The sequence below is a fragment of the Empedobacter brevis NBRC 14943 = ATCC 43319 genome (assembly GCF_000382425.1).
Lineage (GTDB): Bacteria > Bacteroidota > Bacteroidia > Flavobacteriales > Weeksellaceae > Empedobacter > Empedobacter brevis.
Window position 1 is genome coordinate 67,332 of the sequence record NZ_KB908306.1, and the last position, 16,271, is coordinate 83,602.

Below are 16,271 nucleotides of genomic sequence, written 5' to 3' on the forward strand. Positions count from 1 at the left end.
AATAGTAAGCCAATAATGAATAAAATTTTATATTATGAGAACAAAATTTTTAAAAATCGGATTGCCTGCAATGGCATTTTTAGCGGCGGGAGTTTTTGCTTTTGCAACTGAAAAAAATGAAGCTTCTACAGAAGCATTTGCTCCCGGATACATTTTCCAGAGCGGACAATGTTTAGATGTACCTATGGAGTGTAACAATCTTGGAGGACTGGCGTGTACCTTTTCAGGTCAGCAGGTCTTTCAAATTAAAGCAAGTGCAACATCTTGTAGTAATCCTTTAACACACAGAGTTCAATAAATGATTTCGTTTGTTAATTTATTGTCTCATCTTAAAAAATGTAATAAGGAGTGAAAAAATTCACTCCTTATTTTTATTTGAGGTATCTATTAAACCACTCAAAAATTTCGGTTGATAAAATTTGCTGCTTCTTTTTATCAAAAATAAAGTGTCCTTCATTGTTGAAGAGCAATAGTTTACCTGGTTTATTTAACCTTTTTAGCGCATTATACATATACACACTTTGCGTCCAGTTTACATTATCGTCCTTATCTCCGGTCCATAATAGAAGAGGTGTTTTTATATTTTCCACCTGATGCAATGGTGAATTACGATAGTACTTCTCTTTGATTTTGTAAAAAGAATCACCCATCCGATATTGCTGGTTTTCAAATCGCCACATCTGTTCTGTTCTCATACTCCAAGCAACATCATGATATTTACTGATTAAATCATTTGCAGCCGCTCCGGAAACAGCAGCTGCAAACAGATCGGTTTGTGTAACAATAAATGAGGTTTCATAGCCTCCCCACGAATGACCTATCAAACCCAATTTTTCTTTATCTATGAAGGTGTTTTTTAACGCTTCGTTTATTGCCAGTTGTAAGGAAGCAGTGGCTGACACTCCCGGTTGTCCGATCTTATAAGTCAAATCAGGTAAAAAAATAAAATAACCGTTCGTCACATACTTAAGAACATTAAAACCGATTATATCAAAACCTGATGGTGCTGAATTAAGTACGACAGAATTATTATCATAAATCCAGGTAATCATCGGGTACTTTTTTTGGGGATCAAAATTAGCCGGGTAAAGGAGTGCAGCTTTAGAAAAGTCGTTTTTCGGATTCTTATAAGACAAGATTTCACTTTTCCCCAAATCGTATCCGAGAAGTTCCTGATTACTTTGAAAAAGTAACGTCTCACTGCCTTTGGCGATATGGAACGAATAGATGGCAGGAGGCAAATTGTATTTACTTTTCTTCAATACCACCGTGTTCCTATCGGAAGATAACAAAGCGTCATTCACTTTCAATGGTTCGTATATGAGGCTATTTGTTTTTTTTCCATCCCAGAACGCATATCCTGTTTGCAGATCATCTCCTGACATTGTGAGCAATATGCCCTTTTTTAAGTCATAGGCATAAGAAGTCAAATATTGTGAAGATTTTATATATTTCGAATCGTCTCTCCATATTCTATAGGAGATTTTCTTTTCCTTTCCTGAAGTAATTTTCCTTTGCGCTTTACCATCCACTCCCATTAACCATACATCATACTTGTCATGGAGAATAATGTATTTCTCGTCATCGGACCAACCCGGATTTCCGTATGGTTCTCCATCTTTTGTCCAATACAACTCCTTTTCTACAAAGGATTCGTTTAAGTTTCCTGTTAAGTTACGAGTATTATTTTTCTGGGCGTCATACACCCACCAATCATCATTTTTAAAGTAAACAAAATATCGGCCTGATGGTGAAAACCTGAAGAATCCGTTTTGAGTGTAGAGTTTTTCAACAATCCGTGTCTTTTTACCGGACTGATAATCCTTTAAAAACACATCAACATCTTCATACTCTTTGTACTGGGGTTCGTATTTTAACCGATAAAATACGAGCGCATGAGAATGATTGGGATTAAATTTAGCACTTGGGGTTTCTTTGTCGGCGATTTCCTTCAGTTGATTTGATGAAGTATCCCATAGAGTCAACAAAAAGGGAGCTTCCGCTTCTCGATAATTCTTCATTTTGGGATACGCCCAGGGATCGGTTGTCTCCCAAATTTGAACCCCATAATCGTCAACGGGTTCAGCATCTTCAATACGCCTGTAAAAGAATACATTGTTTCCATTATCAGACACCAAAATTTCTTTATTGCTCATCACAGTATGGGGAAATTTTGCCTTAACCAACGCATTGTCAATTGTCATTTTTACGCCATTCAGCTTATAAAAATGAATGGTTGTCTGATTGTTTAAAGTTTCAGAGAATACCAGAGAATTTCCGGAATCGTTCCAAGAAAGATTGGAATAACTGCTATCCTTCGCTTGCTGAATCAACTGTATCTTATTGTCTGTTGCATCTACTAGGAGAATTTCCGATTTTTCATCAGTTTTACGGTTAATAGCCATTAGATTATATGCAGGGTTCCATGTATAATCCAACACGTTATCCAGTTTTATTGAATTTCTATTCTGTAAATTTTCAACTGATATTGATTTTTTAGTGGCTGGTGCAGAATGATCCATCGTAATGAAATGCCCGTTATCACTGAACTCAAAAGAGAACACATTTGAATACGTTCTGCGGATTTGCGTTTTTAGGTCTATTAAGATCAATTCTTTTTTAGAAGAAATAAATGCAAACCAGTTATTGTCTCCTGAAAATTTATAAGACTCAGAATGACCAAATTCCAGTCGATTTTTTCCATCTGTTTTGGATAAAAAAAGTTTACGGTCTCCATGATTATAAACGTCTACAAAAGCCACCCATCGTCCATCAGAGCTTAAATCGGTTACATGACTATTCGTACTCCATAACGAGTCCAAATCAGCTGTATACGTTTTTTTGTTTCTGATTTCCTGCCCGGAAAGCGGCAGTAAAAGCAAGCCTATGAGTCCCATCATAAGAAGTTGAAAATACCTTTTTTGCAGAACTTTATTATATATTTTATTTTTTTTCATTTTATTATTTTTTTACAATAATCCGCAGTACGGCATATCCTCTAAGCTCTTTGATGAGGAGAAAGAAATGTATAGCAAGAAGAAGCATAGACTATAATGGATATAAACTGCTGCATCCGGATAATGCGCACTGCGGAAAAATATTAATTTTTAGTATCCCGGGTTTTGAGGTGCCAGTTTTGGATTTATCAACAATTCACTTTCAGGAATCGGAAAAAGTACATCTGTGGGTCTCCAATTCGGTTTTATGTAAGAAAGTACTTCATTGGCTTTTCCAAGTCTTTTCAGATCAAACCAGCGATGCCCTTGTTCGGTAAACAATTCCAACCTTCTTTCTTTTAAGATCGCATCCAACATCTCCTGTGAAGAAACCGCATTTGTATTGGCTAATCCTGCTCGATGGCGAATAACATTAATGTCTTGTCTTGCCCCTGAGAGGTCGTCTAAATGCACCAAGGCTTCTGCTCGGATCAGGTATTGTTCTGCCAATCGCAATACAATGGAATATTCCATTGAAGTTCCTGTATTTTCTTGTTGTTTGTATTTATAGGGAAAATACCACACCTCGTTTCCGTCTGTCACCTCACCAATCCACATTTGTTTTCTTTGGTCACCGGGTTCAAAAGCGTTTAACAAATCAGGATTCAGTCCTACTACAAGTGGTGGTCCGGCATTAAAGATAAAACTCCCTCCTTCTAATGTATTATCGCCTGCTCTTTTTGGCTTGAATTGCAGAATGGCAGAGGTGCTTTCCTTTAAAAATTCTTTGTTCAAGTCATTTTCAAGATAGAATACCGAAGAAGCATTAATCAAAGAGCTGCTTTCCTCTTCCGCTTTCTGCCATTGTTCTGTGTACAGGTACACTCTTGCCAGAAAAGCAGAAACAACATAACGGTTGGCACGTGTACGCTCAGTTGACACATAAGTGGTCGTTAACTGAGCTTTTGCATCAGATAGATCTTTTATGATTCTTTGGTACACCTCAGTGGTCGGCATTCGGGAAACCTGTTTATTGGTTAAATAATCTGTGGTTGTGACATAAGGGACATCTCCAAAAAGATTTATCAGGTAAAAATGTGTCAATGCCCTAATAAAGAGCGTTTCTCCAATTAATTGATTTTTAACTTCCGGAGATAGATTTTGCGAAGCGTCAATGCCTTCAATCGCAGAATTACTCATATAGATAAGGTTGTAGGCGCCATTCCAAATCGACTGTACAGAACCATCTGTGGCAGTAATCGTATGTCTGTAAAAAGCATCACCTAACATTCCTGCATAGCTATAATAATTAAGTTCATCTGTATAATACCCCATCAGAATATTCATCCCGGATTGATTTCCTGTCAGCAATACTTCGTCCCGAAGCTTACTGTACAGTGTGGTCACAGCAGAAGTAGCTGTTTCTTCGTTTTCAAATACTTCCTGGTGCGGAACTTGACCAGTAGGACCGTCCACTTCTAAAAAGTCATCACAACCCCAAAAGAGAAAGAAGCAAAAGAATAAGGTCATCAGAAATGGATTATTTCTAATGATTATATGATGTTTAATCGTTGTTTTCATAAGAATAATTTTTAAATTATAGTTCCATTCTAAATCCGAACATCACTCGTTTCATAGGAGGTAGAAAGCCGATCATTTGTTCCGGATCACCGCCTTTGAATTTTGTAATTGTCCATAAATTCTGTCCCTGTACAAATAAGGTAACCTTAGGCTGTCCTTCCTTGTCTAATGGTAATCGATAAGAAAGTGAAAGCGATTTTAACCGGATAAAAGAAGCATCTGATATTATAGCGTTAGAACTTCCAAATCTCGAGTAAGCTGCATAAGCGTCATAATTCCATCCTGTTGTGTACATCTGCATAAAAGCATGATCTCCCGGATTCTGCCAATGGTCAAGTACACTTGTAGAAGTGTTAAGCATCATACCCGGTGATTCCGTATAAGATAATTCATTAAGCCCTTTTTTCTTTACAAACTGAAACATAAAATCCAAATTCCAGTTCTTGTATTGGAACGAATTCGAAATGCTTCCGTAAAATTTTGGTGTCATGTCAATATTATACTGACGGTCAAGTGATGAAATGATGCCATCTCCGTTATAATCTTCAAATTCAAACAATCCGGTTTGGGGATTTACACCGGTTAAATGGTATAACCTGGACACCGAAATGGGCATTCCCAATACAAGTTGATTAGCATAGGTCGAATTTTCAAGCCCCTCAAAACTGATGAGTTTATTTTTAGGTAACGTTAGTAAAAACGACGTACTCCATTTAAAATCTTTGCGACGGAAATTTTCGGTTCTTACATTAACTTCCCATCCGCTATTCTCTACTGTGGCATCCAGATTTGCATGGATAGAGCTAAACCCCGTTGTTCCCGGAAGTGGTACACCGATCAACTGATTTTTCGAGCGATTCGTATAATAAGCGATTTCAAGATTGATTCGGTCTTTTAAAAGGCCTACTTCCAATGCTCCTTCATACTTGCGGTTTTCTTCCCATGCATAATAAGGATTAAATAATCTCGACGGGCTAAGTCCTATATTTCCTCCGTAGTCTGCATCTGTAATAGTATAGTTGTTCAGGTATTGGTAGTCACCAATCTGGTCGTTTCCGGAAGTACCGAAACTTGCTCTTAATTTTCCAAAGCTCAGAAATGAGGTGTTTTTCAGAAATTCCTCTTTCGAAAAAATCCATGCTGCACCTACCGCGCCAAAATTAGCAAACTGCTGTCCCGGACCGAAACGGCTTGATCCATCCCGACGTCCCGTCAGGTTTACGATATATTTCTGTTTCCAGTTGTAATTGATACGTCCATAAAATGCAATGTAGCGATATTGAGTGCTTGCTTCATTGATGATTTGTAATTCATTTGCCGCGCTTAGGTTGGTCATAAAGCTATTGTTTGCAAATCCCAATGCAAGTACGGCAAAACGGTCTTCATTTTGCTGCTGAAAGGTACTCCCTATGATGACGTTCAATCTGCCATCTCCTAATTTGTAAGAAGCATCCAATTGAGGTTCTATGATCCAGGAATTTCTATTGCCTTCATTTTTTACGGTCGAAGAAGACTGGCTTGTTAATCCCCAGGCCGGATTAAACCTTGTATGCGGATTCAACTGTAGCTCCGTCAGATCTGAACGATTGTATCCTACATTGGTTTTAAATTCCAGGCCTTTTATAATTTTATAGCCGATAGTCGTGTTTGCCATTAAATTAGCAGACTCATTACGATAAGTCGCATTCAGTTCTGATAAAGGATTGTCAAACGTATTGTTTTCCCAGTTAACGTTTCCATTATCATCATATAATTTCGGAGCATTTGGCGGAAGAATTCTTGCTCTTCGCGACAAATCAGTTGCAGGTAAAAAGTTTCTGTCTAACCCATAGTTTGCCGAGAACTGTAAAGTAAAACGATTATTTTTCGATTGATGACTGATATTAGCGAAGGCAGTTGTTCGTTTGTAATTAAAGTCTCCGGGAAAAACAGTGGTTTCTTTCATAAAGGAACCTCCGATAGAAAACAAGGTTTGTTCATTCCCGCCTGAAGCAGAGGCCCTGATGGTATTGTTGTACGCGATATTCCCCATAAATTCTTTTTGCCAGTCGGTATAACGGTTCTGATCCCAGGTTCCGTTTATATCATAAGCATTAGAAGGGTATTCCGTTATTCCATCATTTATGAAAGCTTCACGTCGCATCTGAAGGTATTGCTCGGTATTAAGAAGTTTTAGAAACCGGGTAGCTGAAATTAATGTGGTAGAAGCATCTACCGAAAAAACCGTTTTCCCCGGCTTGCCATTTTTTGTCGTAATCAAGACAACTCCATTGGCTCCGCGAGATCCATAAATAGCCGTCGCATCCGCATCTTTCAGTACTTCTATAGAGGCTATCGTAGAAGGGTCGAGTGTATTCAGAGGACTAATATTATTTAAATAGAAAACTGTCCCTGAAACAGATCTATCTCCCATGCTTCCGGCATCATACGGAACTCCGTCTACGATATAAAGCGGTTCATTTCCGGCGGCGATACTGTTTTGTCCACGTACCCGAACTTGAAATCCACTACCTGCCAATCCTGAATTTGGTATAATATCAACACCAGTCATTCGCCCTATAAGGGCATCTAAAGGGCTGTTTACAGGTTGGTTGCCGATTTCTTCTGCTGTTATTTTAGATATACTTCCTGTTCTTTCCTGTTCTTTTACTTTATAATATCCGGCGTTGACAATAACTTCTTTCAGATCGGTAATATTTTGTTGCATTCTGGCATTGACAACCGTTTTATTCCCCACCGGAATCTCCAGGGTATCATACCCCGGATTGGAAAAAACCAAAATATCACCGGGTGAGGCTTCTATCGCATAATTCCCATTTTCATCGGTTATCACATAAACACCTGTTGCTTTTACCGATACCAATACATCCGCTATCGGGCCAATAGAATCACTTACCGTTCCGGTTATGGATTCCTGATTATCTTTGGCTGTAGTCGTCGTAAAAAGTACCGGGGTTTTCTTCTCTGACAACAAAGTTGTTGTTTCTTTTTCTTTTTTCAGCATAAGGAGAATTTGTTTTCCCTTAATCTGATAGCGGATAGGTGTATTTTCAAATGTTTTTTGAAGCAATTTTTCAATTGTACCGTTTTTCATTTTTATGTTGATGATACGGTTGACATCAACATCCTTGATCATGTAAACAAATTTATAGTCTGTTTCATTTTCCACTCTGTCAATGAGATGCTTCACCGTTTGGTTCTGAAGTTCAAGGGTAATCTTGTTTTGCTGACCATACAGGTTATAAGCCTGTGTCTGCATCAAAAATACCACTATGAAAAAAACGCTGAGCTTCATTTTTATAGTAAATTGATTTAGTTCCCCCGCAGAAATTGCGTGGTTAAAAAGATTTTTCATACTTTTAATAACTGTTTTTAGTGTGATTAACTTTGTTAATTGCGCTTTTCGCCGGGGGAATGCTCCAACATTCTCCCGGTTTTTTATGCTTTCTGCATAAAAACGCTTGTCCTCAATGTGTGTCTGTTTTTCAATGCTTCATAGGCGTCTGTATTTAGTGAATGATAATTTTATTTTCTTTGCGGGTATAGGTTATTCCATTGGTCATTTTAAAATAATCAAGGATATTTTCTACGGATTCTTCTTTAAAACTGGCATTAAACATTTCATGTGCGAGTTCCTTATTCTGATTTACAATTTCTACATTGTATTTTCTTTCAAGCATAACAAGAATGTTTTCAAATGACGTATTACGGAAAACGAGTTCACCGTTTCGCCAGGCGGTATAAATTCCTGTGACTACTGTTTCTTTTTTAACTTGTCCTGAACTTTGATTAAAACTTCCTTTTTCACCAGGTGATAAGATGAGAGTTGGCGCGGAAGCTGTTTCTTTGTTCTGAGTTAGTGAAACACCTCCTTTAACCAAAACAACTTCGGAAATTTTACTTTCCGGATAATTGGAAACATTAAATGAGGTTCCTAAAACCTTCACATCCATTTTCCCTGAATGAACGATGAAAGGATGTTTTGAATTTTTCTTCACATCAAAATAAGCTTCTCCTATCAGTGTGATGTCACGGTTAGGTTCAGAATCGATAAAATTTACGGGAAATGTAACCGAAGTTCCGGCATTCAGCTCTATTTTCGTTCCGTCGGACAGAATAAGGCTGAATGTCTTACCATAAGGAACCCGTAAAGTATTGAATACAAGTTTTTCGCTTTGGGTATTCCCACTGAAATCAAGAGTTGTTCTGTTTTGTTCAAATGTTCCTGATTCAGATTGGATGATTTTTACCTGTGTCGGGTCAAGAATTTGTACTTCTCCCCTTTCATTGGTAAGGGTAATGTCATTGCCATTCAATTCAAAATGGGATTCAGAAGAATTACTGAAATAAAAATATTGCAAAGCGATTCCGGTTGATAACAGTATGAATATAAGTACAGCTGCTGCCCAATATATTCTTCTGTGGTTTTTCTTTCGGGAAATACCTGCTTTTGAGTGGATAGAAGATAAAATCCTATCCCTTGTCTTGTCACTGAATGATGCTTCTTCAAGTGCAGGTTCTAATTCTTCCATATCCGGAAGAATACTATCGGGATCATCATTACTTTCCTTTAAATACGCTATGAGGATTCTTTTTTCATCATCCGTACATTTGTCTTCAGCAAATTTTTTGAATAATTCCCGTATGTAATTTTGCCTTTCCAATTGATCTTAGTTTATACGTTGTTATATAAGTAATACAATTGGGAATGGAAATCGTACCGTCCGAAATTACCACTTTAACAAAATTTTAACTATTGTATAAAAGAAATTGGAGAGTGAATATGATCATCAAAGTAACGTCACTATGGGCTTCAAGATAGTTGCGGATATCGTTTACAGCAATGCTTAATTGGTTTCTGACGGTTATAACAGAAATATTCAGCCTTTCGCTGATTTCCTTATTGCTGAGATTTTCTTCGCGAGAAAGCAGAAAAATTTCTCTGCGTCGCTTTGGAAGAGAATTGATAGCGTTATTCTTTATCCGCTGATAATCCTGCCAGTCTATTTCATGTTCAACAAAGTAACTATTCTCTTTACTACGGATATGGTAAATCTGTTCTTGCAATCTCAAATCGTTGGATGCTTTCTTGTGAAAATTGAAAATTAGATTTTTGGCAATAGTAAAAAGAAATGATTTGAAAGAAAGATCCGGATTAAGAGAATGCCTGTTCATCCATATTTTCAAAAAAACCTCTTGTACTATCTCTTCTGCTAATTCATTTTGCTTAAGAAAACGAAAGCTGTAATTGAAAATAGTTTTACTGTATTGTTTATAAAGAAAATCAAATGCACGAGAATCCCCCTCCCTTAGTTGGGAAACCAATTCATTTTCTTTGATAGTGGTTAAGGATTTCATATTGCATTTTATATGTTAAAATATTGCTATATATTCAAATTTAGCATTAATTATTAAACATATTCTTATTTAATGTTAATTAATTACATATTTACTAACTAATTAACGTTAATACATATAGGGAAAACTTTACTCTCGGTTTTCTCCTTATTTTCCTTTTATGCTACCGCTCAGCACGGTATTTTGTCGGAAAATCTATTGGAGGAAATCAGGCTGAATACCTGTACAATGCAATTCCTACACCTGATTATGGCTTCTTGATTTTGGGAAGTTCTGCTTCTGATGCGACAGGTGATATTCAAAAGAAAAACCAGGGTAGCCTGGATTATTTTAACCGAAAAATTGATAAGAATGGACACCAGGAATAGCAAAATTCTTTTGGTGGTGAAGCTGATGATTTATTGAATATGTTTTATCTGATTTACAAAGAGAAACGATATTTAAAGCTTAAAAGTAAATAACGAGGCATTAAGCGATAGCTATTGGTACTATAACCGGTATCGCTTACATAATAGGTCGTAAAATTTTGTTTATTAAAAATATTATTCGCCCGTAGCCCAACCGTATATTTATCGCCTTTTAGCTTGTAGGTAAGTTCGGCATCCATAAATAAATGATGACGTTGGTTTTCACTGAGGTTACCAAAATAGTAATACTCGTTTACTACTTTTATATCCAGGCGTTCATCCAATCTATAATAAAGATCTAAAAAGCTAATGCCATTGGTGAACGAATTAGTAAAATCGGGTGACTGTACATGGGTTGCTGTCCATTCGGTACCTATATGAAAATTGAAAGGCGAGCGGAAACTGGTGCGCCATTCCAGGTTGTACCGCTGATTGGTGTAGGTATTCTTCCGAAGCCCGGAATTATTTACCTCATTAAAAGAAGTGGATATGGTATAATCCGCGTCAAACTTGACAGTGCTTTTTATTTTTCGGAAATAGAAACTGGAAGCAAATAATCCTGCATATGTTTCACCTCCTTGAATAAAAACAGCTTCTGAAAGCGAACTATTCTGCTCTAAAATGCTTCTGCTGGAAATAACATTACCTTGTGTGGAATAATTCAGATTCAATGAAAAACGAAAACGGTTCAGGTAATGTCGAATATTATACCCGATGTTAGCCATCTGCATATCGGTAAGTTTAAATTCGCCAAAACCTCTGCTGAAGCCTCGTGATGACGAGAGTAGATAAGTGTCGTTTACTTCTAAAAAAGAAGTGTTTCGATAGCGTAGATTATAAGACGCTGAAAAGATATGGGTAGGTTTTACTTCCCAATTGAAACTAAGAGATGGCATGGCATAAAACAGTCCCTGCTTTTTATCAGAAATTACGGTATTAAAGCGATTAAAAAGCTGATGTAGTTCAATTCGTCCGTCTATTTTAAATGTATTCCATTTCCAGGTATAACCACTTTTCGCATACAAATCTCCTAATCCAAATGAACTGTTGGTCTGAAAGCCTTCAGGAAAAACGGTTTGATTTGCATTAAACAAACTAAATCCGGTTTTCATTTCTTCGTTATGTTGCATAAAACCAACTTGAAACTGTATTAAGTCGCCTTTTTTCTGCTTTAATTTAAAATCGGCTTCAATACCCAAAAAGTCCTTTTGGTTCTGTATAGCGTTGTTCATGGCTTCAGCATCAAATGCGAACAAATCGCCCATCAGGTAATTATCTATGGTATAAAACTGGGGTATTTTGTTGGTGAAATAACGTGTTTTTAACAGCATTACATTTCGCTCGTTCCATTTATGCGTATAGGTTATTTTCTGGTCAAAAAAGGTATTTTTTGTAGTTAAACGCTCTAAAGTATTGGTACCGTTAAACGTTAAATCGTTCTGATTATCGGTATTGCCCTGATTCCATACCGAACTGAATTGCAGCATCCGATTTTTCGATACATCATAGGTAGCCAGTACATTCACATATCCTTTTTTTAAATGGTTTTTAAAGGAGTTCTCTTCTGTATTTTCAAAATACGTGTTACCAACATTGGTCGTACTGAAGCTCCTGTTATAAGCATAATTTTCATCAAACCCCAAAAAACCCACCATCTTCACTTTCAGTTTTTCACTTAGGGGGACAATCGTACTTAAGGAAACATGTTCGGCGTTGTTAATTCGTGTACGGTGGTCTTTCAGCTGACCAGGTCTTCCTCCGCTTAACGACATCAATTGATATAAACTGCTACTCTGACCTACCGACTCTACTTCATAGTTATTATAAAACATATCGTCTAAAGGGCCTACACGATCTTCACCAACATTGTTTAGCCCATAGGTAAGAAAGTTTTTATATTTTTTACTGAAATTCATTAGGTTTCCCGTTACATCGTACCGGTTTTCCGTTACAAGTCCGTACCCAAGGCTGATATCACCAAACCACAGGTCTTTGTATTCATCCTGTATCGTTAGATTTAAGGCTACTTTATCTGAATCTTCAATGCCTTTGAGCAATTTGTTGTTGGAATACCGACGTAATACCTCCACTTTGTCCAATGGTTTGTTCGGCATATTTTTGGTCAGTAGAGTATAACCTCTGTTAAAAAAATCATCACCATCTATCATGACTTTTTCAATTTCGGTATCTTCAAATTTTATTTTTCCATCTTTTTCAACGGTGATGCCCGGTATGTTTTTCAGCAAGTCTTCTACCACCTGTTCCCTACCGGTAGTAAAAGCTTTGGCATCATATACCAAAGTATCGCCCCGCAACTGAATAGGATTATCTATCTCAATAACTAATTCTTCTAACGTTTCAATGGTTTCGGACAAGATGAAATGCAGCTTGTAATTTTTTTGAGACGCCGTTACCTGCAATGATTGTTGCTGCTTGTCAAACCCCATTTTATTTACTTCTATAACGAACTCTCCTTCTTTGTCTATAGCAAGTTCATAATTGCCTTTTTCGTTGGTAAAGCCATAGTTTACTATATGATCATTGCTATCTTTTACCAATACTGATGCGTTTGAAATAGGCATTTTCTCAGATGAAACCACAGTTCCGGTACACTTGGTTTGACCCCAGCCAAGTATGGAAAATAAAAAAAAGAGAATTAGATATATTTTCTTGTGCATCAGTGATTTTCTCCTGAAATAACTTCAGGCATTTGTTGATTATTTTAATAGGTTCAGTTACAGCTCAAATGATATGATTGACAATTTTCTCTTTTAAGCTGATTGGGTTATTTTGCTTCCTTCTTTTAAAAAGCTGGTTGAACCATCAGGATTATAAATAGTAACTTATATTATACAAGGACGCTTCGGATCACTATAATCTGCCACTGTATTAGATTCTGCTATTACATCAGTATCTTGAAAACTAAATTGAAATTTTGTATTTGGATTGTTTACTAAATTAGTATTTATTGAACTATTGTCATTGGAAACCAAAAGGCCACCAGCAAAAACAACACATGCAATTGCACTGAATATAAACTTTTTCATTTTACTTGTATTTATTTACGGTTAATATGCAAAGATTTATTGATTTGAAAGAACGGAAACAATGTTATATCTATTCCCATTCATACAAGATTTCATAACCATGTCGTTGCTCTGAATAGGTAGGAGTTTTACTACCTCTAGCTTGCATTTCACTTATAAATGATTCAAATCCTTCTTTTTCTTTTTCTTTGAATTCCTTTAATGTCATTTCAGCAGATGCATCTGCTTTTTTCTTTGTAAACTGATCAAAATACGATTTAAAATTGTCTGAGGTTTTGGTGATTTTAGTCGCAACTATTTTAAATTTATTAGCATCATCATTAATTTCGAGAATAGCTCCGGGAAGATCCTGAAAATTTGACGGACCATATGATATAGGAAAATCTAAAGCAACCCAGGCAATCCAATTTCTACCTCTAAAAGTCGTGAGTGCTTTATGGCATTTTATATCCATAATATTTTTGGTTTCATTCAGTATTTCCCATTTAATTACCGGTATAGTATCAACAATATAAACTTCTTCTTTCCCAAGAAAACCAAAAAATAAGCTTGTCCGTGCATTTTTGTCATAAACACTAAAACTTGATTCTTTTGTTTGAAGGTGCTGGTATAGCTCGTTTTCGTCAGGATTCATAGTATCTTTAATTTTTTGCGCTTGGCTTATTTTTACCTCGTAAATAGCTTTTTGTGAACTATTATCTATACGCAAAACAGCCGGAATTTTTGTTGCAATAATCCCGTCACTATAGCTCATATAGTCAATCTGGATATTCTGAGAAAAAACTTGATAATTAGTAAAGAGAATAAGTATCGATATAAAGGCTAAAAATGGTCTCATTATTTACAGTTTAAGGGTTAAAGGAAAGAAAAAATGAGACTGTCTCCTATAAAGACAGTCTCTTGCTGATTAGTTTGAAACTAATTCATGTGTAACTTTGTGACCTGGCCATCGAGATTCATATTCTTTTATTATTCCAGTAGACCATTCGCTACATGCTGAACCACTTTTATCAACGCTATGACCACCTATTTCCACTAAAGTATAGACACCACTTCTATCTACAGAATAAACTCTTACTGTTAATTGACAAGGATCTTCTTTTTTTAATAAGTTTTCTGATATTTGGCTGTTTTCAGATACAACCTCATTCGAAGCGAAAGCACTTCCTGCAAAAACAACACATGCTAATGCACTAAAAAATAGTTTTTTCATGATTTAAAAATTTTATAATAGTTAATACTTACCAGATAATCTGGCTTGAAAATAATAGTGATATTTGAGGCCTTCAAATACCGATTGGTTAACCACCTGATATTATTTTTTACAGATGGTAATTTTCTATGATCGTAGAACCGTAAATATATAGGCTAAGGATTCGGAATGCAATATTTATAGGTGCAGATTGATCAATTTACCTCTTTTTTATTTTTTAATATACTAATATTTAATACTTTATTTTAAATGTTAAAATTTTAAAAGCTATTGTTTTTTATCATTTAACAGTAATGTTTTTTTAGATGTAAATGGTAAAAACAGGCTCGAAAATCATCGTTTTTCTACTCTTATGCGCTTAGTATAGCATTTGTTATCATTACAACTAAATGCCGGCTACTGAATATGAGGGACTTATTTTAGGTTATTATTTTTCAATCCCTGCTTTTTCATACAATTCAAAAACAGTATTTTGAATTTCCCTTTTTATCTGTTCTTTTCCTTCTTCTTCGTTAATGTCAATTCCGCAAAACAATCTGCCACTCGATTTTGCATGTAATGTAACGTAATATATTCCTCCTATAAGTATAGCCAACCGTGCTCTCAGATCCAAAGTTGTATGGGTAAAATCGGGTAGTATTGCAGCAAATAACTGTTCACTTATTTCTTCTCTTTTATCGGCCACCTCACGTAGCACTTTCTTTTCCTCTCCTAATTCCCAATGGATAATTTTTTGCAGTGCTTTGTCTTTGTATAACGTATCAAACTGGCTTTGTAATATATTTTCAATTTCCTTCTTGCCTATAGTTTCAGGATGCTTTAACAAATCACCACTAATACTTTTCAACGCAGATTTCCAAAAATCTTTTTGGTGAATATATTCTTCAATCAGGTTGTCTACACCTCCGAAATATGTCCAAACCAGCTTTTTATCGACCCCAGCTGCCAATGCAATATTAGAAGCGGAAAGCCCCGGATACCCTTTCTTTTGAATAACCTTGCCAACGGCTGCTATCATTCTTGCCTTAGTACGAGATTTATCACGTAAACGACCTGATGCTTCTTTTCTTACTTTAGGAGGTGGTTGTGCTGTATTTTCAATTTCCGCTTTTTTCTTTCTTCCCATTTTTATTACGGTTTTTGCGATTATAAGTTACAAAAAATCTCTTAATAGAGAAATAAAAAACACATTATTTTATAAAAAAGTATATATAACAATTATGCAGAAGAAATATTACACTATTTAGAATACCAATATAACATATTGGAATTTAAGTAAAAAGAATACTTGACAATTAGATTATTGGATTTTAGTTGAAGTAGATTGTTTTTTGAATTTAAATATTCATACATAGTATTAATTAAAGGTATGAAATAATAATTTTAGTAAAAATAGATAAAGTCCTCATCGGGTAGTTTTTAATAAAATCACCACATAATAGAATTTAACATTAATTGAACAATATTTCTTAATTTATTGTTAATAATTTTATATTTTTGCCATTTTATTAACAATATTATATATGAGAAAAACTTTACTATCTGTTTTCTCCTTATTTCCAATGCTTACTATTTCTGCGCAGCAGGATATTTTGTGGGAAAAATCTATCGGGGGAGAATTTGCAGAATATCTTTACAATGCAATTCCTACACCTGATTATGGCTTCTTGATTTTGGGAAGTTCTGCTTCTGATGCGACAGGTGATATTCAAAAGAAAAACCAGGGCAG

11 protein-coding genes and 1 pseudogene are annotated in these 16,271 nt (G+C 35.8%); 2 read left to right on the plus strand and 10 right to left on the minus strand.

The genetic code is table 11. The features are described from left to right. Positions 1 to 34: 34 nt before the first annotated feature. The gene (locus tag H277_RS0117450) at positions 35 to 298 is read left to right on the plus strand and encodes a DUF6520 family protein (RefSeq protein ID WP_019976916.1); all 264 of its coding nucleotides are present in this window, start codon (positions 35 to 37) and stop codon (positions 296 to 298) included. A 73-nt stretch (positions 299 to 371) separates the two neighbouring features. On the opposite strand, the gene H277_RS0117455 is transcribed toward H277_RS0117450, so the two are convergent. The 10 genes from H277_RS0117455 to H277_RS0117505 form a co-directional block, all read right to left on the minus strand. Continuing rightward, positions 372 to 2,957: a S9 family peptidase gene (locus H277_RS0117455; protein ID WP_081623251.1), complete on the minus strand. Its 2,586-nt coding sequence runs from the start codon at positions 2,955 to 2,957 to the stop codon at positions 372 to 374. A 150-nt stretch (positions 2,958 to 3,107) separates the two neighbouring features. Then, positions 3,108 to 4,517: a RagB/SusD family nutrient uptake outer membrane protein gene (locus H277_RS0117460; RefSeq protein WP_026357708.1), complete on the minus strand. Its 1,410-nt coding sequence runs from the start codon at positions 4,515 to 4,517 to the stop codon at positions 3,108 to 3,110. Positions 4,518 to 4,533: 16 nt separating this feature from the next. Continuing rightward, positions 4,534 to 7,872 carry a SusC/RagA family TonB-linked outer membrane protein gene (locus H277_RS0117465; RefSeq protein ID WP_244874909.1) on the minus strand — a complete coding sequence of 1,113 codons (3,339 nt, stop codon included), beginning with the start codon at positions 7,870 to 7,872 and terminating at the stop codon, positions 4,534 to 4,536. Positions 7,873 to 8,026: 154 nt separating this feature from the next. Next, on the minus strand, positions 8,027 to 9,181 hold the full coding sequence (locus H277_RS19390) for a FecR family protein (protein ID WP_019976920.1): 1,155 nt from the start codon (positions 9,179 to 9,181) through the stop codon (positions 8,027 to 8,029). An 85-nt stretch (positions 9,182 to 9,266) separates the two neighbouring features. After that, a complete protein-coding gene (locus H277_RS0117475; RefSeq protein ID WP_019976921.1) occupies positions 9,267 to 9,875 on the minus strand; it encodes an RNA polymerase sigma factor in 609 nt (202 codons plus the stop codon). 421 nt (positions 9,876 to 10,296) lie between these two features. Then, entirely contained in the window at positions 10,297 to 12,960 is a 2,664-nt protein-coding gene (locus H277_RS0117485) for a TonB-dependent receptor (protein ID WP_081623252.1), read from the minus strand. A 165-nt stretch (positions 12,961 to 13,125) separates the two neighbouring features. Next, positions 13,126 to 13,329, minus strand: a complete 204-nt coding sequence (locus tag H277_RS0117490; RefSeq protein ID WP_019976924.1) for a hypothetical protein — start codon at positions 13,327 to 13,329, stop codon at positions 13,126 to 13,128. Positions 13,330 to 13,399: 70 nt separating this feature from the next. Further along, positions 13,400 to 14,167 (minus strand): GLPGLI family protein, encoded by a 768-nt coding sequence (locus tag H277_RS0117495; protein ID WP_019976925.1) that lies wholly within the window; start codon positions 14,165 to 14,167, stop codon positions 13,400 to 13,402. A gap of 69 nt (positions 14,168 to 14,236) precedes the next feature. After that, the gene (locus H277_RS0117500) at positions 14,237 to 14,542 is read right to left on the minus strand and encodes a hypothetical protein (RefSeq protein ID WP_019976926.1); all 306 of its coding nucleotides are present in this window, start codon (positions 14,540 to 14,542) and stop codon (positions 14,237 to 14,239) included. Positions 14,543 to 14,969: 427 nt separating this feature from the next. Then, positions 14,970 to 15,668 carry a TetR/AcrR family transcriptional regulator gene (locus H277_RS0117505; RefSeq protein WP_019976927.1) on the minus strand — a complete coding sequence of 233 codons (699 nt, stop codon included), beginning with the start codon at positions 15,666 to 15,668 and terminating at the stop codon, positions 14,970 to 14,972. Between the two features lie 397 nt (positions 15,669 to 16,065). Here H277_RS0117505 and H277_RS0117510 point away from each other — a divergent pair. After that, a pseudogene (locus tag H277_RS0117510) lies at positions 16,066 to 16,271 on the plus strand (T9SS type A sorting domain-containing protein); the annotation flags it as partial.

What these genes read in the sequence shown, in the direction of transcription:
- H277_RS0117465 (WP_244874909.1), bottom strand. Translation starts at nt 7,872, where the DNA reads ATGAAAAATCTTTTTAACCACGCAATTTCTGCGGGGGAACTAAATCAA.
- H277_RS0117505 (WP_019976927.1), bottom strand. Translation starts at nt 15,668, where the DNA reads ATGGGAAGAAAGAAAAAAGCGGAAATTGAAAATACAGCACAACCACCT.
- H277_RS0117500 (WP_019976926.1), bottom strand. Translation starts at nt 14,542, where the DNA reads ATGAAAAAACTATTTTTTAGTGCATTAGCATGTGTTGTTTTTGCAGGA.
- H277_RS0117485 (WP_081623252.1), bottom strand. Translation starts at nt 12,960, where the DNA reads ATGCACAAGAAAATATATCTAATTCTCTTTTTTTTATTTTCCATACTT.
- H277_RS0117455 (WP_081623251.1), bottom strand. Translation starts at nt 2,957, where the DNA reads ATGAAAAAAAATAAAATATATAATAAAGTTCTGCAAAAAAGGTATTTT.
- H277_RS0117450 (WP_019976916.1), top strand. Translation starts at nt 35, where the DNA reads ATGAGAACAAAATTTTTAAAAATCGGATTGCCTGCAATGGCATTTTTA.
- H277_RS0117495 (WP_019976925.1), bottom strand. Translation starts at nt 14,167, where the DNA reads ATGAGACCATTTTTAGCCTTTATATCGATACTTATTCTCTTTACTAAT.
- H277_RS0117460 (WP_026357708.1), bottom strand. Translation starts at nt 4,517, where the DNA reads ATGAAAACAACGATTAAACATCATATAATCATTAGAAATAATCCATTT.
- H277_RS0117490 (WP_019976924.1), bottom strand. Translation starts at nt 13,329, where the DNA reads ATGAAAAAGTTTATATTCAGTGCAATTGCATGTGTTGTTTTTGCTGGT.
- H277_RS0117475 (WP_019976921.1), bottom strand. Translation starts at nt 9,875, where the DNA reads ATGAAATCCTTAACCACTATCAAAGAAAATGAATTGGTTTCCCAACTA.